Consider the following 19,581-nt stretch of genomic DNA (forward strand, 5'->3'; position numbering starts at 1 on the left):
GCCGGGGGGGGGGGGGGCGGGGGCGGGGGGGGCCGGCGCCGGCTATTCGATCGCCGGCGTCAACGAGTTCGACGAACTGATCGACGACATCTACCATTTCTCCGAAAGCCAGGGCCTGGAGATCGACACGCTGATCCACGAGGAGGGCGCCGGCCAACTCGAGATCAATCTGCGCCACGGCGATCCGATCGAGCTTGCCGACCAGGTGTTCATGTTCAAGCGCACCATCCGTGAGGCAGCGCTCAAGCACGAGATCTACGCCACCTTCATGGCCAAGCCGATCCAGGGCCAGCCTGGTTCTGCCATGCACATCCACCAGTCGATCATCGACAAGAAGACCGGAAAGAACATCTTTTCGGCCGAAGATGGCTCGGAAACCGACGACTTCTTCCATTTCATCGGCGGTATGCAGAAGCATGTGCCGAACGCGCTGGTGATGTTCGCGCCCTACGTCAATTCCTACCGCCGGCTGACACAGTCGGCCTCGGCGCCGGTCAACAACAAATGGGGATATGACAACCGCACCACGGCGTTCCGCGTGCCGCGCTCGGACCCGGCGGCGCGGCGTGTCGAAAACCGCATCCCGTCTTCCGACGCCAATCCCTATCTGGCGCTGGCGGCGTCGCTTGCCTGCGGGCTGATCGGCATGACCAACAAGGTCAAGGCCGAGCCACCGGTGCTGACCACCGCCAACGCCGACGAAATCGACCTGCCACGCGGCCTGCTCGAGGCCGTCGACCTGTTCGAAGGCGACGAGGAACTCTGCGCCCTTTTGGGCAAATCCTTCGCCGCCACCTACGCGGCGATCAAGCGGGCGGAGTTCGAGACCTTCATGGAAGTGATCAGCCCGTGGGAGCGGGAGTATCTGCTGCTGAATGTGTGAGCGGCGGCTTCGTCGCGTGAATGGTCAATAGTGAATGGTGAATAGTTTCATACTGGATGGATAACGATCGGGATCGTGCGTGTTCGCACGGCCATTCACCATTCACTATTCACCATTCACTGGCATCCCCCATGCTTTACCAATCCCCAATCTCCCCCGGCCGCTCCTGGTACGAAGACACAGCCGGGCCACGCCCTGAGTACCCCGCCCTAGACTGCGACCGTAGCTGCGACGTCGTCATCGTCGGCGGCGGTTTCACCGGGCTGTCGGCGGCGGCGCATCTGGCCAAAGCCGGCGCGGACGTCGTGCTGATCGAGGCGTATCGCTTCGGCGATGGCGCCTCCGGACGCAATGGCGGCCAGCTCGGCACCGGCCAGCGCGCCTGGGCCGAGGAAATGGAGGCCGAATACGGCTTCTCCCGCGCCAAGGCGCTGTTCGATCTTGCAGAGGAAGCCAAGGCGCACCTGCTCGAATTCGCCGCCGTCAACCAGATCGACATCGACTATATGCCCGGTCAGTTGTCGGTGGCGCATAAGCAGCGCTATGTCGACGACTACAAGGCGCATGCCGAGATTATGGCGGGCCGCTTCAACTATCCGCACATCGCCTTCATGGATGCAAGGGAAACGGCCGAACGACTGGGCTCCGCACGCTACTTCGGCGGCACCCGCGACACCGGCACAGGGCACATCCACCCGATGAAACTGGTGATCGGCACGGCAAAGGTGGCGACTGCTGCCGGAGCCCACCTGTTCGAGCAGACGCCGTCGACCGGCATCACGTCCAGCGGCGGCAAGGTCAGGGTCACGACGCCAAGAGGCACCATCACCGCGCAGAAATGCCTGATCGGCGTCAACGCCTATGGCGGCACGCTCGAGCCGGTGAGTGCCGCGCACATCATGCCGATCGGGTCGTTCATTGGTGCCACCGTGCCGCTCGGAGCGGACTCGAAAGTGCTGCCGGGCGGCGAGGCGGTCGACGATTCCCGTTTCGTCGTGCGCTATTTCCGCAAATCCAGGGATGGAAGGCTGCTGTTCGGCGGGCGCGAGGTCTATGGCGTCAACGATCCGAAGGATATCCACATCCATATCCGCCGGCAGATCGCGGAGCTTTATCCGGACCTCCGGGATGTCGAGATCACTCATGGCTGGGGCGGCTATGTCGGCATCACCGTGCCGAGAAAGCCGTTCGTGCGCGAGGTGATGCCCAATGTGATTTCGGCCGGCGGCTATTCCGGCCATGGCGTGATGCTGTCGAACTTCTTCGGCAAGCTCTATGCTGAGACCGTCGCCGGCAACCGCGATCGGCTCAGGCTGATCGAGGATTTGAACATCCCGGCCTTCCCCGGCGGCCGACGCTTTCGCACGCCGCTGCTGTTCCTGGCGCTCAACTGGTTTGCGCTGCGCGATCGAATCTAGAGCAACAAGCGATTCCGTCTGTAATATTCGTTGCTTGAGCGACACATTGCAGAATCCTTAACAAGGGTGCAGAATCCACGGTTGGGGCGCACTGATGCCACAATCGCGGGTAAAAGGTGCCGGTTCTGGGTGATTGAACGGGGACTTTTGCGGGCCTGCCCGCTTGTTTTTGGGACCGATGCCGATCGAATGCCGGGCTTCCGGCGCTGATCGAAAGAACATCGGCCGCATCTTGGAGGTGGCAAACGTGAACGAGCCCTTCAGTTTCGGTGCGCCGGAACGACGGCGCTTTGCCATGCAGTTCGGTTACGAGATGCGACCCTCCTTCTGGCAGGGGGTGCGCACGAATTCGCATCTGGTGATCGCCGCGGTCGGCACCGCAGCGCTGCTTGGCGTGGCGGGTATCGCGCTTTGGCTGGCGTTGCCGGCCAACGACCGGCAAGCGAGCGCCAGCACACAGCCTCTTTCGCAGCAGAACGTTCCAACCATCCCGGTCAAGACAACCAAGATCGCCCCGGTCACCCCTGCGGCCACAGTTGCCGCGGTAGCGGCGCCGCAAGCGGCACGCAAGGGCGATGCGGTTTCGCCGACGGTGGTTGCCGGGGCGGCCGCGATACCGGCGCTGGCGGCCAACGATCCGCGCTGGACAGCGCCGCAATCGGACACCGACCCTGCGGCCACGCCGTCCGATCAGGCCGCGGCTGAGCAGGCGGCAGCCAAACCATCAGATGCGGCAGCTTATGAAGAACCGTCGGCGCAGAGCGACGCCACGACGCAGCTGTCCAAGGTTGCTGCACCAGACGCCGCTGCGAAGGACGGGCACACCGACGGCGCCGAAACAGCCGCCATCCCGACGCCGAAGCCGCAACTGCCGGACGCGCAATCTTCCGTCGCAACGGATGAGGCCAAGACCAAGCCACAGGAGGTGGCCGCTGCCGCCGGCACCGGACGCATTCTGAGGACCGTGACGATGCGCACCGGTCCGCAGAAAAGCGCCGCCGCCATGGGAACCGTGCCCGCCAAGTCATCGGTGCAGGTGATGAGCTGCAAGAAATGGTGCCAGGTCGTCTACAACGGCAAGCGCGGCTGGATTTACAAGAGCTACATCAAGACCGGGGCGTGACCCTTCTCGTGTTCATCGGCCGATAAGCCGCAGGAGGCGCCGCCGCTGTCTCGCATGCTTCTGCCTTCACCCCGATGATCAAGTCAAACTGCGGCAATGCATAGCGCAGGCCAACTCAGATGCAGCGGCCGCCGTCGACCTCCAGCGCCACGCCGGTGATGAAGGCGGCTTCGTCGGATGCGAGCCAGAGCGCGGCATTGGCGATGTCGAGCGGCATCGACAGACGGCCGAGCGGGATCGAGGCGCGGAACTTCTCGCGGATTTCGGGCGTGTCGGCGCCCATGAATTTCTCCAGCATGGCGGTTTCGCCGGCGACCGGGCACAGGCAGTTGACGCGGATGTTCTTGGGCGCGAGTTCGACCGCCATCGACTTGGTCGCGGTGATCGCCCAGCCCTTCGACGCATTGTACCAGGTGAGGCCCGGTCGCGGCCGCAGACCTGCGGTCGAAGCCGTGGTCAGGATGACGCCGCCGCCCTGCCGCTCCATGATCGGCACCACGGCAAGTGCGGCATGGTAGATCGCCTTCATGTTGACGGATGTGATCAGGTCGAAGGTCGCCTCGTCGACGTCGAGCATGTCGCCATTGCGATGGGTATAGCCGGCATTGTTGACCATGATGTCGATGCGGCCGAAGGCGCTTTTGGCGGCATAGACCATCTCGTCGAATTCGGAGCGCTGCGAAACGTCGGTCTGCGTCCAGATCGCGGCCTCGCCGATCTCGGCGGCGACACGCTCCGCGCCCTTGGCGTTGAGGTCGGCGACGACGACCTTGGCGCCCTCTTCGGCAAAGCGCCTGGCCATGCCTTCGCCGAAGCCCGCAGCAGCACCGGTTATGACGGCGACCTTGTTTTCCAGACGCATGCTTTTCCCGCTCATTCCAAGATCACCTCGCAAGCGCATTTCTCTCTTTGTTTGATGCATGTCGACCTCTCAAAACCGGGGCCACTTTTGAGGGACATGCATTAGCTTTCGTCACATTCCCGCTCTATGTTGCAGGCGCGAAAGCTCCCCGGGACCCTCTGATAACGACAAGCCTCCGGGTGGCAGCCAGTGTCAAGGCACATTTGGACCGAATCAATATGGAGTGATTGGTCCTTGATGTGACACCATGGCACTGGATAATTTAAATCGATTAGATTATATCAGCCGCGTCACAGCGAGCGGCGTCAAAGCGGACAGACCATGACCAGCCAGATCATCCCCGTCGATCCTTTCGACTTCATCATCTTCGGCGGCACCGGCGACCTGTCGGAACGCAAGCTCCTGCCGTCGCTCTACCATCGCCAGCGCGACCATCAGTTTTCCGAACCGACCCGCATCATCGGCACATCGCGCTCGAAGATGAGCGACGAGGAATTCCGGGCTTTCGCCAGTCAAGCGATTTCCGATCACGTCAAGCCGGCCGATATCGATGCCAAGGAGCTGAAGACGTTCCTGGCGCGGCTGTCCTACGTGTCGGCCGATGCGACGACGGGCGCCGGCTTCGACAGACTGAAAAAGGCGATCGGCGACAGTGACCGCATCCGCGCCTTCTACCTGGCGGTGGCGCCGGCGCTGTTCGGCGATATCTCGCACAAGCTGAAAGAGCACAAGCTGATCACGCCGAATTCGCGCATCGTGCTGGAGAAGCCGATCGGCCGCGATCTTGCCTCGGCGCGCGCGCTTAACGATGCCGTCGGTGACGATTTCGACGAAAGCCAGATCTTCCGCATCGACCATTATCTCGGCAAGGAGACGGTGCAGAACCTGATGGCGCTGCGCTTTGCCAACGCGCTCTACCAGCCGCTGTGGAATTCCGCGCATATCGACCATGTGCAGATCACGGTCGCCGAAACGGTCGGTCTCGAAGACCGCGTCACCTACTACGACAAAGCTGGCGCGCTGCGCGACATGGTGCAGAACCACATGCTGCAGCTCTTGTGCCTAGTCGCCATGGAAACGCCGTCCTCGATGGACGCGGATGCCGTGCGCGATGAGAAGCTGAAGGTGCTCAGGGCGCTGAAGCGCATCAACGGCAACGAGGCGCCCAAGCACACGGTGCGTGGCCAGTACCGTGCCGGCGCGTCGGCCGGCGGCGCGGTGAAGGGTTATGTCGAGGAGCTCGGCAAGGACAGCACGACCGAAACCTTCGTTGCCATAAGGGCCGAAATCGGCAACTGGCGCTGGGCCGGCGTGCCGTTCTATCTCAGGACCGGCAAAAGGCTGGCAAGCCGGGTTTCGGAAATCGTCATCGAGTTCAAGCCGATCCCCTTCTCGATCTTCGACGAGAGCGCGGGACCGATCTTCGCCAACCAGCTGGTCATCCGGCTGCAGCCCGACGAAGGCGTCAAGCAATTCATCATGATCAAGGATCCGGGTCCGGGCGGCATGCGGCTGCGCCAGATCCCGCTCGACATGAGCTTCGCAACATCTTTCGACGGTCGCGCGCCCGATGCCTATGAACGGCTGATCATGGATGTCGTGCGCGGCAACCAGACGCTGTTCATGCGCCGCGACGAAGTCGAGGCGGCATGGAAGTGGATCGATCCGATCCAGAACGCCTGGGAAAGCGCCAGGCAGGAAGCGCAAGGCTATACGGCGGGCACATGGGGCCCCTCGGCTTCGATTGCGCTGATCGAACGCGACGGGCGGACATGGCACGAGAGCAATTGAGCGAGCCCGCCTATAACTGGAACGGCTTTGCCGGGCGCCAGGACCTGGCGGCAGCCCTTGCCGGCAAAGTCGCGGCGCGGCTGACCAAGGCCATCAACGAGCGCGGCGGTGGCCTGCTTGCCGTTTCCGGCGGCACCACGCCGGCGAAGTTCTTTGCAGCGCTGTCGGCGATTCCGATTGCCTGGAACAAGGTGACGGTCACGCTGGTCGACGAACGGTTCGTGCCGGCCTCCTCGCCGCGCTCGAATGCCGGGCTGGTGGCGGCCAATCTGCTCCAGAACGCGGCCGCCGCCGCGCATTTCGTGCCGATGTATCATGAGGCCGCAAGCATCGAGACTGCCGCAGCGTCCGACGACACGGCACTCAAGGCACTGGCCTGGCCGCTCGACGTCGTCGTGCTCGGCATGGGCGGCGACGGCCACACCGCGTCGTTCTTTCCCGATGCCGACAATCTCCCCGCCTTGCTCGATCCTGCCTCGCAAAGGATCGTGCTGCCGGTGCATGCACCGAGCGGCGGCGAGCCACGGCTGACCCTATCGATGGCGCGCATCATCGCCGCCGGCTTCATCGCCCTGCATATCGAAGGCGAGGACAAGCTTACCGCCTTCGAGAATGCGATGGGACCGAGAAAGCACAAGCCTATCCGCGCCGTGATCGACGCCTCGCCAAAGCCCGTAGAGGTGTTCTGGGCGCCCTGATTTCAACTGCCACAGTCCCGGCAGACGGTGGAGGACGTTCTCCGGGGCTTGAAAGGATTGACTGCCATGACAGCCAGACGCGACATCGAAGCCATCACGGAACGCATCCGCCAGCGCTCGAAAGCCGGCCGCGAGCGCTATCTCGGCCGCATCGCCGAGGCCTCCAACCGCACCGCCAATCGTTCGGTGCTTTCGTGCGGCAACCTTGCGCATGGCTTTGCCGTCTGCAGCCCGTCGGAAAAGCTGGCGCTCGGCGCCGACAAGGTTCCGAACCTCGGCATCATCACCTCCTACAACGATATGCTGTCGGCGCATCAGCCGTTCGAGACGTTCCCGGCGCTGATCAAGGATGCCGCGCGCGAAGTTGGCGGCATCGCGCAAGTGGCCGGCGGCGTGCCGGCCATGTGTGACGGCGTCACCCAGGGACAGCCCGGCATGGAGCTGTCGCTGTTTTCACGCGACATCATCGCCATGGCGGCCGCGGTCGGCCTGTCGCACAACATGTTCGACGCCGCCGTCTATCTCGGCGTCTGCGACAAGATCGTGCCGGGGCTGGTGATCGCGGCCCTCACCTTCGGCCATCTGCCGGCGGTGTTCATCCCGGCCGGGCCGATGACGACCGGCCTGCCCAATGATGAAAAGGCCAAGGTTCGCCAGCTCTATGCCGAAGGCAAGGCCGGGCGCGCCGAACTGCTCGAAGCCGAGTCCAAATCCTACCATGGGCCGGGCACCTGCACCTTCTACGGCACCGCCAATTCCAACCAGATGCTGATGGAGATCATGGGCCTGCATACGCCCGGTGCCTCCTTCGTCAATCCGGGCACGCCCCTGCGCGACGCGTTGACGCGTGAGGCGACGAAGCGGGCGCTGGCGATCACCGCACTCGGCAACGCCTACACGCCGGTCGGCCGCATGATCGACGAACGCTCGTTCGTCAACGGCGTCGTCGGCCTGCACGCCACCGGCGGCTCGACCAACCACACCATCCATCTCATTGCCATGGCGGCGGCGGCCGGCATCACGCTCACCTGGCAGGACATTTCCGACCTGTCGGAAGCGGTGCCGCTGCTGGCCCGCGTCTATCCGAACGGACTTGCCGACGTGAACCATTTCCACGCCGCCGGCGGGCTCGGCTTCCTGATCCGCGAACTGCTCGATGAAGGCATCCTGCATGAGGATGTGCAGACGGTGTGGGGCGAAGGCCTCCGGCCCTATGCGGTCGAGGCCAGGCTCGGCGAAGACGGCAGCGTGGTGCGCGAGGCCTCGCCGCTACAGAGCGGTGACGAGAAGGTGCTGGCGCCTTTCAAGAAGGCCTTCCAGCCGACCGGCGGCCTGAAGGTGCTGGCCGGCAATCTCGGCCATGCGGTCATCAAGACTTCCGCCGTCAAGCCGGAACGCCGCGTCATCGAGGCGCCGGCCAAGGTGTTCGACAGCCAGCAAGGCCTCAACGAAGCCTTCAAGGCTGGCACGCTCACAGGTGACTTCATCGCCGTCATCCGCTTCCAGGGGCCGAAGGCCAACGGCATGCCGGAACTGCACAAGCTGACCACTGTGCTTGGCATCCTGCAGGATCGCGGCCAGCGCGTCGCGCTGGTCACCGACGGGCGCATGTCGGGTGCTTCCGGCAAGGTGCCGGCGGCGATCCATGTGACGCCGGAAGCGGTCGAGGAAGGGCCTATCGCCCGGATCCATGACGGCGACATCATCCGGCTCGACGCCGACGCCGGCACGCTGGAAGTGCTGGTGCCTGGGCCTGAGCTCGCGCTGCGCCGCACGGCCGACATCGATCTCATCGGCAACGAGTTCGGCTTCGGCCGCGAGCTGTTCGCCGGTTTCCGCCAGCTGGTCGGCCGTGCCGACCATGGTGCCAGCGCTTTCGGTACGGCCTGAACCATCATTCCAAGTGATATAAAAAGGGCGGCTCAAGGCCGCCCTTTTTATGTTTGGGATGAAACGCCAATTACGGCTGGACCGTAATCTCGGTCCGCTCGCCGCCCTTGACCGTCACCGGCATTTCCTTGTCCTGGCCTTCACCGGACATGTGGCGGACGACAACATAGTCGCCGGCCGGAATGGTCTGCTGCCAGGTGTCGCCATAGCTCAGGCCAAGCGCCTTGCGGTTGCCCTGGATGTCCTTCTTCGGCGACAGCACCTCGATCGAATAGGCGCCCGGCGCCGACATGGCCAGCACGCCGGCATCGAGCGTCACCTTAACGTCCTGGTTGTCGCCGGCCTTGACGCTGAACGGCTGCTCGACGGTCGCGAGGTCGAGCGCGGTGACCGCGACATAGTCATCCGGCGGCAGCCAGAATTTGCTGTCAGGGCCATAGGAATGGGCGACATCTTCGCGCGAGCCGTCGATCTTTTTCTTGGCCTTGACGATCTGGATGCTGATGCCCGACGAGTCGGCCTTGTCACCGCCTGCGGTGTAGTAGGCGTTGACGACGGCATGTCCGACGCCGACGACGATGTCCTTTTCGACCGTCTGTCCGGCGGCGAGCTGGATGGTCTCGGTCACCGAGCCGCTGCCGATCGCAACCGTCACCTTCTGCTCACCGGCCGGCACGATGATCTTGGTATCGCCATAGTGAGTGGTGCTGCCGCCCGGGAAGGCGAAGTCGACATGGGCTTCGTCGCTGATATCGGCACCTTGGTAGGCCTTCGGATGGATGAGCATGGTGCCGGCGTTCAAAGTGAAGAGCGGCTTGTAGACCTGCCCGGCCTCGATCTTGATCTTCTGTTCCACCTGGGCCTGATCTGCGCGCGCGACGACGACGTAGTCGCCCGGATCGAGATTGGCCTCGTAGCTGTTGTACTGGGTGGTAACGGACTCGCCACGCGTTCCATCGGGCTTGGCCTTGTAGACCTCCCAGGCATTGCCGTCGGTGATCGGATCGCCGCCTTCGGCCATGACCACGCTCGGGATGAAATTGAATTCGGGCTTGGCCGGTTCGGGCGCCGGTGCCGGGGCAGGCGCCGGTGCCGGTGCCGGAGCAGGTTCAGGCGCTGGTGCTGGGGCGGCGACGGTTTCGACCAGCGCTTCCTGCAGCGCTTTCTCGTCCGAGGCCTGGATGTATTTGCCGCCGGTGTTTTCGGCGAGGCAGGCGATCTGCTTGCCTTCATCGGCGGTCAGGCCGAAGCCGACGACGTCGGCTGTGAAGTCGACGCCCGACGCTTCCAGCTCCTTGCCCAGCGCGCACGGGTCACCTTCGCACGTTTCAAGCCCGTCGGTGATGAGAACGACGGTCGCCTTGTCCTCGGTGTATTTCAGCGCTTCTGCCGCCTGCTTGACGGCAGCGGTCAGCGGCGTCTTGCCCAAAAACTTCAGGCTGTCGGCAGCGGCCGAAATGGCGCTTGCCGAGCCGGCCTGCGGCGGCACGATCAGCTCGATGTCCTCGCAGCTGCCCTTCTCGCGATGGCCATAGGCCATGAAGCCGATCTCGTCGTCGGCCGGGACTGACTGCAGCACGGTCCTGAGCGATTCGCGGGCGATTTCGAGCTTCGGCTTGCCGTCGATCTGGGCCCACATCGAGCCTGAAGCGTCAAGAATGATGATGACCTTGTTTGCGGCATAGCTGAGCGACGTCATCGACAAAAGGAGCAGCGCCGCAGCGACGCTCCGCAAAAGTCCCGCCATTGGAATCTCCTTGAGGCCGCCCTCTGGTCCGCGCCGGAAGCTATTTGACGGCGCGTTCGGACACAAGTCTAGAGCGTTTCACGAACGGTTGCAGTGTAACAGGATCGGCCCCGGGCCGAGGCCTGTTCCGAGGTTGACTCAGCACCGCATCAGTAGGTGGTGCGACGCTCTTCGGAAGGCGGACGGCCGAACTGCAACCGGTAGCTCTGCGCGAAATAGGAGTGCGAGGTGAAGCCGGTGGCGATCGCCACATCGAGGATCGGCATGTTGGTCTGGCGCAGCAATTCTCGCGCCCGCTCGAGCCTGAGCCGCATGTAATAGCGGCCGGGCGTGACGCTCAGATGGCGCAGGAACAGGCGCTCGACCTGGCGCACCGACAGGCCCGCCGACTTGGCAAGCTGCACCGCCGACAGCGGCTCGTCGAGATGGTCGGCCATCAGTTCGACGATGCGCCTCAGCTTCTCCGATTTGCCGGTAAGGTCACGTTCCGGCCCGACGCGCTGGCGGTCGCCGGCGGAGCGGATGCGCTCATGCTGGAACTGGTTGGCGACGCCATTGGCGAGGTTGGAGCCGAAATCGCCGCGCACGATCTCCAGCATCAGGTCGATCGAGGTGGTGCCGCCGGCGCAGGTGTAGCGCTTGCGATCGATCTCGAAGACGTTGCCGGTGCAGTTGATGTCGGGAAAGCGCTCGACGAAGCCGGCGCGGTTCTCCCAATGGATGGTGCAGCGATAGCCTTCGAGCTGGCCGGCTTCAGCCAGCAGATAGGAGCCGACAGACAGCGCGCCGAGCGCATTGCCGCGCCGGCCCCAGCTGCGCAGCGCCGCCAGCACCTTGCTCTTGCCGGGGAATTCGATCGACAGGCCCACCGACACGAAAAGGATATCGACCGGCGGCAGGTCGGCGACCGCATAGTCGATCTTGAGCGGGAGGCCGTTGGAGGCCATGACCGGATCGCCGTCGGCCGAGACCGTGGTCCAGCCGTAGAAATCGCGGCCGAGCAGGCGGTTGGCAGAGCGGAAGGTGTCGATCGCCGCGGCCAGCGAAAACATCGAAAACTTGTCGACCAGCAGGAACGCGAATTGCCGGCCGCCTTGAACGGGATCATCCATGACCGGCCGCTCAGAGGGAATAATGGGGTTCGGCAAAGAAGCTGCTTTCCGGGTCAGAAGGAGGGCCGCTTCAAGCCGGCCGCAAGGTAGGCTGAGGCTAACGTATTGGCCATCAGCATGGCAATGGTCATCGGCCCGACGCCGCCGGGCACCGGCGTGATGGCATCGGCCGCTTTGGCCGCCTCGGCGTAAGCGACGTCGCCGACCAAACGGCTCTTGCCCTCACCCTTCTCAGGCGCCGGAATGCGGTTGATCCCGACATCGATGACCGTGGCGCCGGGCTTGACCCAGTCACCTCTAACCATTTCAGGCCGGCCGACGGCAGCAACCAGAATGTCGGCAGTGCGGGCCAGCGCCGGCAGATCTTTTGTGCGGCTGTGGGCGATGGTGACGGTGCAATTGGCGGCGAGCAGCAGATTGGCCATCGGCTTGCCGACGATGTTGGAGCGGCCGACGACCACGGCATTGAGGCCGGAGAGATCCTTGCCGCGCACGCGTTCGATCAAGAGCATGGAGCCCGCCGGCGTGCAGGGTACGAACGCGGTCTCGAGTTCGCCGGTGCCGAGCTTGCCGACATTGATGAAGTGGAAGCCATCGACATCCTTTTGCGGCGCGATGGCCTGGATGATCTTGCCGGCATCGATATGGGCGGGAAGCGGCAGCTGCACCAGGATGCCGTTGACGGCCGGATCGGTATTGAGCTCGCCGATGATCTTGAGCAGCGCCGCTTCGGACGTGTCGGCCGGCAGCGTGTGCTGGAGCGAATGAAAACCGCATTCCTTGGCGGTGCGCGACTTGGAAGCGACATAGACCTGGCTTGCAGGATCCTCGCCGACGATGACCACCGCCAGGCCAGGCTTGGCCTTGCCCTTGGCGACCAGGTCCGCGGTCAAGGCCTTGACCTTCTGAACCACGTCTTCGGCGACGCTCTTTCCATCAATCACTTCGGCCATGAACCATCCTCGACATCATTCCAGCCAAGGCGCGGCGCGCGCCCTGAACATTGTTTCGCGCATGTCGTCGTTCCAAACGTTCCGCCCGTTCGGGTCAAGCCCGAAGGCAGCGCTTTTTGAGCGCCATGCTGCGCGGCATTTTCACGAAATTTGGCTCAGGCAATCCCGTCAAAGCGCCGTCAGATGCCGCTAACTCGAAACCGGCAGCTTTTATTCCGTGCCGGCGGGCTCAGAAATAGCGGCGGCGCGAATGGTTTTCGGTGAGCTCGCGCACCGCCTCGCGAAATTCGCGCAGGCCGGCGCGGATATCGTCGATTTGCGCCTGCTGGTCGTCCGACGGCGTCTCGTCCGGCTGCGGAGAACTCTCGTGTGCTGCTGGCATCGGCTGGGCCTGCGAATAGGCGTAGTCAGCCGGTCGGCCGGGTTGCGCGTAGCCGGGGTGCTGCTCATGGGCGTGCGGAGCCTCGTGTTGGAAGTCCGGCTGACGATAGCTCACAGGCTCCTGCATCGGTCTTGTGCGCTCGGCGATGGCCGGCGCGGCTGGTCGGGCGTGGCCCGTCTTGGCGGGTTTTTCCAGCGGCGCCTCGCCGCCTGATATGGCTTTGTGGACGGCCGAAAGCATCCCGCCGAACAGACCTGGGTTCCGGGTGGGAGTATCCCCCAACGGCGGCGGAGGCGTTGCAGGGGTTATCGGTGGCGCAGCCTGATAGGCCCTATCCTCGGCCGATGGCCGGCGCTCCTCCATCCGGCCGCGCGGACGCGAGCCGGCGGCGTTGCGCAGGCTGGCAAAGGCGCCGCGCATCGCACCGAGACCGATGCCGGAAGCAAGGCCGAGCAGCAGGCCGGCAAGCGCGATCACAGCCCGCGACGGCCCGTTGGGTTCGAGTGGCGGTTGCGCTTTGGTCAGCACGTTGATGTTGGTGGTGTTGATGTTTTGCTGTTCGCCGGTCTCCTTGGCGCGCAGAAGATATTGTTCATAGACAGAGCGCTTGGCGGTGGCATCACGCTCATATTCGCGCAGGCTGACCAGATCGCTGTTGACGTCGCCGCTCTGGACCTTTGCCTGGGCCAGGCGGGAAGCGAGATCCTGCTCGAGCTGGACCGAGCGCTTCAAGTCGACCTGCAGCGACGAGGCAATGCGGCGCAGTTCGCCTGCGATGCGCTCGCGTGCGCCATCGAGCTGGGCGTTGAGCGCCTGGTATTCGGGATGGCGCGGCCCCAGACGTACGGCGGCGCGGTCGGCCTCCTGCTTCAAAGCTGCATATTGCGCGCGCAGTTCACTCATCGTGTTGGAATTGATTTCTTCCGGCAAGGTGCCGTTGATAACCGAATTGACGTCCAGCGAACGCGCCGACGCGGCGCGGGCATTGAGTTCCAGCGTCCGGGCCCGGGTGACGGAGAGCTGCTCGTTGAGCTTCAGCATCTGGTCGTCGCTGATCAGGTGACCCTGCGCGTCAACGAGATCATGCGTGGCCCTGAAATCCTCGACCTTGCGCTCGGCCGCCTCGACATCCTTGCGCAGGTCATCGAGCTTGGCCGTCAGCTGGTCCGTCGCGCGTCCGGCCATCCCGAACTGGTATTGGGCCGCCTCCTGCTGGAAAACGTCCCTCGTCGTGTTGGCGATCTCCGCCGATTTGTCGGCACTTTGGGTGGTGGCGCCTATGGAAACGACAAAGCTCTTGCCGCTGCGCTCCACCGACAGGCTCTTGGCCAGATTGCCAACCGCCAGCGCCTGGCGGCGCGCTTCACCGGCACCGCCAGGTCCATCCTGGCGCGACAGGATCGAGCGGATGAGCGACATGACGCCGAGGCCGCCGGAACCCTGTCCGTTGAACTCCGGATCGTTGACGAGATTGAGATCGGCGACGACCTTGTCGAGGACCTTGCCGGACGTCACCATCTTGATACGGGTTTCGACAACGGCCAGCGCCGCATCGGGCTGGCCGACCGGTTGGGTGAGATCGTTGTCGGACAGCTTCAGGTCGCCTGGCTCGATGACCACCTGGGTGGTGGCTTCGTATTTCTTCGGCGTCGAAACGGCGACGGCAACGCCGAGCACCGTCCCCAGTATCGTCGTCGAGACGATCAAAAGCTTGGACCGGGTGATGCCGCGGACGACCTGCAGCGGGTCTATCAGCGGCTTCCATTCCTGATCGTCGTCATCGTCGCTGTCCCGCCGCTGCTCGTCGGCATAGCGGGGCTTATAAGCGGGTTGCGAACGGTAGGCTTCGAACCGGGTAGCCTCGTCACGCGGTCTAAAATCAGATGCTTCAGGCGACCGAGCGTGCTTGTAGCGAACGGCCTCGTCTGCCGACGACCATGGTTCGCCCGAAATGGTTTCGCGGTCGGCTCGCGGCGGCTCGGGCGCCGCTTCGCGTGAGGAGTTCGACTGCGCCTCGCGTTGCGCGCGGGCGATCCGGTGACGCGTGGCAGCGTCCTCGCGCCATGACGGATCGGCCCGGTCACCGATGGAGACCGGCGATGCATCCGTCGCCTCTTCGCCGCGCACAGCTTTGCCGAGCGCCAGGAGGGAGCGCTCGCGCCTCCAGTCTTCACGGTTTTCCCTCTCGACCATGTCTCGAAACTTTACCCTTGGCGGCTTGGGAGCGGCGGTCGGCCAATCGTTAAGCCACGCTAAACAGGCATGGGAAACAAAAGGTTAATTTCCTTGGACCGAAGCCGAAGTTTCTCGCTTCTGCCGCACATTGTCGAGAGCGTAAAAGGGTTGTCAGAACCGCACGTTAAACTTTCCGGCCTATGGCATTCCTCGACATGATGCAGGCCAGCGACACACCGCAAAGGCGGACACTCGCCCGGATCGGTACCTTCGTGGCCGAACGACGGGGGTTGTTCCGCGACTATCTCTCGGCGATCAGCGGCGCCGGCGGGCGACTGGTGTTCTCGCTCGCCTATTTCATCGCACTCGCCAACACGCTGTCGATCGCCGAGTTCGGCATGTTCGCCACGGCATCGGCCGCCGGCGTCATGTTGTCGCGCATCCTCGCCTTCGGCTTCATCTCGGCGCTCTACCGCACCGCCGCCATCCGACCCAACCTGATCGGCACCTTCACAGCCGGCTTCCTGCTGCTTGGCGCCGTGTCGTTGCCGCTGCTGGCGGCCGCCTCCTGGGGTGTCTACCTTATCTTCTTCGCCAGCACCGTGCCGCTGGCCGTCTTTGCCGCAATCGTCTTTGCCGAAGCACTTTTGTGGCGGCCGGTCGAGGTCGTGCTGATCGTCAACAACGGGCTCGGCAAATTCGGCCGCGCTGCCGTGCTGTCGATCGTGACCACTGCGTTCCGCGCGCTGGGCGCGGTGCTGTTCATGCTGTCGGGGCAGCACAGCGTCTGGGTGTGGTCGCTGTTCTATATCGGCGCCAACGCTGCCTCGCTGCTGCTCGCCTTCGGCTTCTATTATCCACGCCAGCGGCTGAGGTTGCGCACCGAACTCTACCTCAGGCGGCTTGCCGATTCGATCTATGTCGCCGGCGCCGAAGTGCTGTTCTACCTGCAGTCGGAATTCGACAAGCTGCTCGTGCTGGCGATCGGCGGGCCGCATCTGGCCGGCATCTATGCCATCATCATGCGGCTGGTCGACCTGACCGCAATCCCGATCCGCACCTTCTCGATGATGCTGGTGCAGCGGATGATGCGAGCGCCGGAAATGTTGTCGCGGCTGCGGGTCAAAAGCGGCATCGAAGCCGGCGTGTTTCTGGTGTCGACATTGGCGCTGGCGGCACTCGGCATCGTGCTGCATTTCTTCCCCAATGCGCTGGGCCGGAATGTCGCCGAGGCAGCACCGCTGGTGGCATTGGCAATCGGCGTACCGGGACTGCGCAACCTGGTCGAATATCAGGCCGAGCTTCTGTTCGCGCGTGGCCAGACCGCGATCCGCGCACTCAATCTCGGCCTGCTGGCCGGGCTGAAGGCGGTGCTGTTGACCTATGTGCTGACCACGATCGCCGACACGCCCACTCTGGTGCTGTCGCTCAATGTCGTCTTCCTGCTGCTCTATCTCGCCTCGGCGCTGCTGACCTACTCGGCAATGCGCAAGCCGGCAAAAGCTATTTAGTCCAGCCCGATCAGACGGCGGATCCGGCGGATATCGGTGCCGATGAAGGATTGCATGCCGATCGCCACCTGCCGCGGCGCCATGGCGGCGACGAAGCTTCGGAATTCGTCATCCGACAGCGCCTCTCCGGTCCAATGCACGCGGCAGAATTCTTCCGAGCCGTGGAAATGGCCGGCGCCTTGCAGCACATCATCGACATAGCGGCCGTAGATCATGCATTCGGAGAATCGGCGCGCGGAGCCGATGACCTCGACCCAGTTCCGGCCATGGACCTTCTCGATCTGAGCACACATCGCCGTCACGGTCTGCCGGCGCCAGGCAATCAGCGTCGAAATATAGTCGTGGGTCGAAACTTCGGATGGATCGATGCCAAGCACCGAGCCCGCATTGCGCGACCAGATGCGGTGCTCGTCGTGACCCTCGTTCGACAGCACGCCGTCGCGCCGGAACAGCCGCACCTTGCCGTCGTGCCAGAAGGCGTTCAGATCGAACGGTTTGACGAACGCGACGTCGGAATCGCAGAAGACCAGCACGTCTTCCCCCGCATGCACAGCGATGGCGATGCGACGCAGCTGCTGCACATGCCACCCGCGGAGCGGCTGGGTCTTGAAACTGAGCCAGAGGCGGCGGCGAAACAGGCTCATCGGATCGTCGAACACGCGCAGCCAGCGCGGCAGCAGGTCGTGTTCGTCGACGACAGTGCGGCGGCTGTTTTCCAATTGGCGAAACAGCGCCACGTCGCGATGCTCAACCAGTATGTAGTGATGCGCCACGCCGGAGACATGGCGGTCGAGGGTCTCGCACAGCAGACGGCAGCGCTCGAAATCCGGCGCATAGCTGGCGGTCACCACCGCCGCTGTCGGCGTCTGCGGCAGGACAGCCGTGTCGTCGGCGGTATCAGGCAGGAAGCGGGTGTTCACCGTAGCTCTCCGGCAGGCCTGGGCCGATGCGAGAATTTCTGCCTGACGGCACGCCACAGGAACACCGGATTGCCGACGACGTAGCGGCGCCACAGCCGGCCCGGCTCGATCAACAGGCGGAACAGCCATTCGAGCCTCAGCCGACGCATCCAGATCGGCGCTCGCGGCACGGAGCCGGAGAGGAAATCGAGCAGCGCACCGACGGCGATCGGCAGCGTGCAGTGGCGAGCGTCTATATGACGGGCGATCCACAATTCCTGGCGCGGCACGCCCATGGCGACAAGCAGCACGTCGGGCCGCAACGCCTCGATGCGGTCGACGATTGCCTGCTCTTCGGCGGGCGAGAAATAGCCGTCATGGATGACGACGAATTTGTGCTGCACGGCCAGCGCCGCCAGCTTGATCGACGCCGCCTCGGCATTGGCGCGGGTGGCGCCAAGCAGCCCGACGGTCAGCGGCCTTGCCGATGTCTGCAGAAAGGCCGGAATGAAATCCGTGCCGTTGAGATTGTCCGGGAATGGCGCGCCGTAGAGCAGCTTTGCCGCCAGATCGACGCCGACGCCGTCGGGCAGGATGAGGAAATCGTCGAGCGCTTCGGCAAAGACCGGATCGGTATAGGCGATGTTGGCATTGTGAGCGTTGAGAAAACTGACCTTGGTGAAGCGCCGCTCGGCAATCAGCCGGGCCAGCAGCGCGATCGCGTCATCCCAGCGGATGGCGAGGACCGAAATGCCGAGGATCATCTTCAGCGTATCTAGCCCAAGGGCGGCGCGGGCGGTGTGCATATTCATGCAAACACCTCCTGCCTGACCGGCCCGAGCTGTTCCAGGCCGAGCCTGATCGCGGCGTCGAGTGCCTTCATCTGACTGCGATGGAATGCGGTGCCGTCTACATCCCTGACATCGGCCGCCGCCGCTTCCAGCGCGCCGGCGAAGGCGGCCGGATCGTCTGTCACCACGCAGTTGGCCGGGCGATGGTCGATGCCGCGCAGCGAGCGGCTGGTAGCGACCGACGGCAGGCCGAGCTCGAAGGTTTCGATGGTCTTGAGCTGCACGCCGCTGCCGGCGGTGCTGATCAGCGGGATGACGGCGGCGCCGCGCACGAAAGCCTGCGCGTCGGGCACGCGGCCGACGAATTCGACGCCGGGATGCGCGGAGGTGATATCGGACGGCATGTTGCCGGCGATCCTGATGCGAAAATTCCGCCTGAGATGTGGCACGACTTTTTCCAGGAACCAGTCGAGGCCGATGCGGTTCGGCTGCCAGGTCCAGGTGCCGATCAGTGCCGCGTCGCAATCGATGCGGCGCGGCTTTACCGGCTTCGGCGCGGTGGCAGTGGTCACCAGCGGCAGCACCGCCGAGCGGTCGTCGGAGGCAACGCCGAGTGCGGGGCGGTCTTCCTCGGCCAGCGTGAAGACGAAGCGGGCCCGGCGGCAGAGCCGCTCCTCCATGATCTTGAGGAGCCTCGCCTCGCGGGCAAATAGCAGGCGCTGGAAGCGACTGTTTGCAGCCGCCGCATTCTCCCTGGCCGAAGCATGTTCGACATTGTGGGCGACGAAGATCGATGGGCGGTCGGCGAACAGTTTTTCAAAGGCGCCAGCGAACTGCACGGAATTCAGGACATAGCCGTCGAAAGGGCCGGCACGTTCGATGGCGGCGCGGACTTCGCTGTCGGAAACCGCGCGCAGCTTGACGGAAGCGAAGGTGAGTCCTGACAGCATCGCCTTTCCGAGCCAGGCGAGCTTCCGCATCGCCGAGGCGCTTTCCGTGCGCACGTCGACAGCGCCGAGCACGATGGTGTTTTCGGGGTCGCTTGGCGCCTTGCCCGGCCAGATAAAGCCGATGACGGTGACGCGCACGCCGGCGCGCCGCAAGGCGGCGATGATCGCAGCGTTGGCGATCTCATAGCCCGAGGCGAGTGCGCCGTCGGGCACGATCGATGTGGCGAACAGCAGATGCATCTCACCTATCCAGGCGTCAGCCACTATCAAAGCTGGGTGAACCCTTGATTAAGTCACGCAACGCAGCGGATGAAAGGAACCGATCAGCAGGCTCGCTGCGAAAGGTGATTAACGAAACGTTATCATCGCGGTGCTATCGGAAGCCAGATTTAATAC

General features: G+C 64.0%; 15 protein-coding genes. 7 read left to right on the forward strand and 8 right to left on the reverse strand.

Features of this window, described 5'->3' with window-relative positions; genetic code table 11:
* The 3 genes from FJV77_RS28560 to FJV77_RS28570 form a co-directional block, all read left to right on the forward strand.
* A partial coding sequence (locus FJV77_RS28560; protein ID WP_185970452.1) for a glutamine synthetase family protein occupies positions 1 to 883 on the forward strand: 883 nt, incomplete at its 5' end.
* A gap of 131 nt (positions 884 to 1,014) precedes the next feature.
* Complete coding sequence (locus FJV77_RS28565; RefSeq protein ID WP_142869746.1) at positions 1,015 to 2,301, forward strand: FAD-binding oxidoreductase; 1,287 nt, start codon at positions 1,015 to 1,017, stop codon at positions 2,299 to 2,301.
* A 247-nt stretch (positions 2,302 to 2,548) separates the two neighbouring features.
* On the forward strand, positions 2,549 to 3,424 hold the full coding sequence (locus tag FJV77_RS28570) for an SH3 domain-containing protein (RefSeq protein WP_246691407.1): 876 nt from the start codon (positions 2,549 to 2,551) through the stop codon (positions 3,422 to 3,424).
* Between the two features lie 115 nt (positions 3,425 to 3,539).
* Here the strand turns inward: FJV77_RS28570 and FJV77_RS28575 are convergent, their stop codons facing one another.
* A complete protein-coding gene (locus FJV77_RS28575) occupies positions 3,540 to 4,286 on the reverse strand; it encodes an SDR family oxidoreductase (RefSeq protein WP_142869796.1) in 747 nt (248 codons plus the stop codon).
* A gap of 321 nt (positions 4,287 to 4,607) precedes the next feature.
* On the opposite strand from FJV77_RS28575, the gene zwf reads away from it, so the two are divergent.
* From zwf to edd, 3 genes are all read left to right on the forward strand, one after another.
* Entirely contained in the window at positions 4,608 to 6,077 is a 1,470-nt protein-coding gene (zwf, locus tag FJV77_RS28580; protein WP_142869747.1) for a glucose-6-phosphate dehydrogenase, read from the forward strand.
* Positions 6,059 to 6,775 carry a 6-phosphogluconolactonase gene (gene pgl / locus FJV77_RS28585; RefSeq protein WP_142869748.1) on the forward strand — a complete coding sequence of 239 codons (717 nt, stop codon included), beginning with the start codon at positions 6,059 to 6,061 and terminating at the stop codon, positions 6,773 to 6,775. Before zwf ends, pgl begins: the two co-directional genes overlap by 19 nt.
* A 66-nt stretch (positions 6,776 to 6,841) precedes the next feature.
* Positions 6,842 to 8,665: a phosphogluconate dehydratase gene (gene edd / locus FJV77_RS28590; RefSeq protein ID WP_142869749.1), complete on the forward strand. Its 1,824-nt coding sequence runs from the start codon at positions 6,842 to 6,844 to the stop codon at positions 8,663 to 8,665.
* Positions 8,666 to 8,735: 70 nt separating this feature from the next.
* Here the strand turns inward: edd and FJV77_RS28595 are convergent, their stop codons facing one another.
* The 4 genes from FJV77_RS28595 to FJV77_RS28610 all read right to left on the reverse strand — a co-directional run bounded on the left by FJV77_RS28595 (position 8,736) and on the right by FJV77_RS28610 (position 15,052).
* A complete protein-coding gene (locus FJV77_RS28595) occupies positions 8,736 to 10,412 on the reverse strand; it encodes a VWA domain-containing protein (protein ID WP_142869750.1) in 1,677 nt (558 codons plus the stop codon).
* Between the two features lie 149 nt (positions 10,413 to 10,561).
* Positions 10,562 to 11,524 (reverse strand): GlxA family transcriptional regulator, encoded by a 963-nt coding sequence (locus FJV77_RS28600; RefSeq protein WP_112561945.1) that lies wholly within the window; start codon positions 11,522 to 11,524, stop codon positions 10,562 to 10,564.
* Positions 11,525 to 11,577: 53 nt separating this feature from the next.
* Complete coding sequence (gene folD, locus FJV77_RS28605) at positions 11,578 to 12,477, reverse strand: bifunctional methylenetetrahydrofolate dehydrogenase/methenyltetrahydrofolate cyclohydrolase FolD (RefSeq protein ID WP_142869751.1); 900 nt, start codon at positions 12,475 to 12,477, stop codon at positions 11,578 to 11,580.
* Positions 12,478 to 12,706: 229 nt separating this feature from the next.
* Complete coding sequence (locus FJV77_RS28610; RefSeq protein WP_142869752.1) at positions 12,707 to 15,052, reverse strand: GumC family protein; 2,346 nt, start codon at positions 15,050 to 15,052, stop codon at positions 12,707 to 12,709.
* Positions 15,053 to 15,249: 197 nt separating this feature from the next.
* On the opposite strand from FJV77_RS28610, the gene FJV77_RS28615 reads away from it, so the two are divergent.
* A complete protein-coding gene (locus tag FJV77_RS28615) occupies positions 15,250 to 16,545 on the forward strand; it encodes a lipopolysaccharide biosynthesis protein (protein ID WP_142869753.1) in 1,296 nt (431 codons plus the stop codon).
* Here the strand turns inward: FJV77_RS28615 and FJV77_RS28620 are convergent.
* The 3 genes from FJV77_RS28620 to FJV77_RS28630 are packed head-to-tail and all read right to left on the reverse strand — an operon-like array spanning position 16,542 to position 19,425.
* Positions 16,542 to 17,465 carry a DUF6492 family protein gene (locus FJV77_RS28620; RefSeq protein WP_142869754.1) on the reverse strand — a complete coding sequence of 308 codons (924 nt, stop codon included), beginning with the start codon at positions 17,463 to 17,465 and terminating at the stop codon, positions 16,542 to 16,544. The two genes, FJV77_RS28615 and FJV77_RS28620, sit on opposite strands and share 4 nt — an antisense overlap.
* The gene (locus tag FJV77_RS28625) at positions 17,462 to 18,256 is read right to left on the reverse strand and encodes a WecB/TagA/CpsF family glycosyltransferase (protein WP_142869755.1); all 795 of its coding nucleotides are present in this window, start codon (positions 18,254 to 18,256) and stop codon (positions 17,462 to 17,464) included. Before FJV77_RS28625 ends, FJV77_RS28620 begins: the two co-directional genes overlap by 4 nt.
* Positions 18,253 to 19,425, reverse strand: a complete 1,173-nt coding sequence (locus FJV77_RS28630) for a glycosyltransferase family 4 protein (RefSeq protein ID WP_142869756.1) — start codon at positions 19,423 to 19,425, stop codon at positions 18,253 to 18,255. The genes FJV77_RS28625 and FJV77_RS28630 overlap by 4 nt, the downstream gene beginning before the upstream one ends.
* Positions 19,426 to 19,581 lie beyond the last annotated feature (156 nt).

The organism is Mesorhizobium sp. WSM4306, assembly GCF_007003975.1.
In the GTDB taxonomy this organism is placed as follows: Bacteria; Pseudomonadota; Alphaproteobacteria; order Rhizobiales; family Rhizobiaceae; genus Mesorhizobium.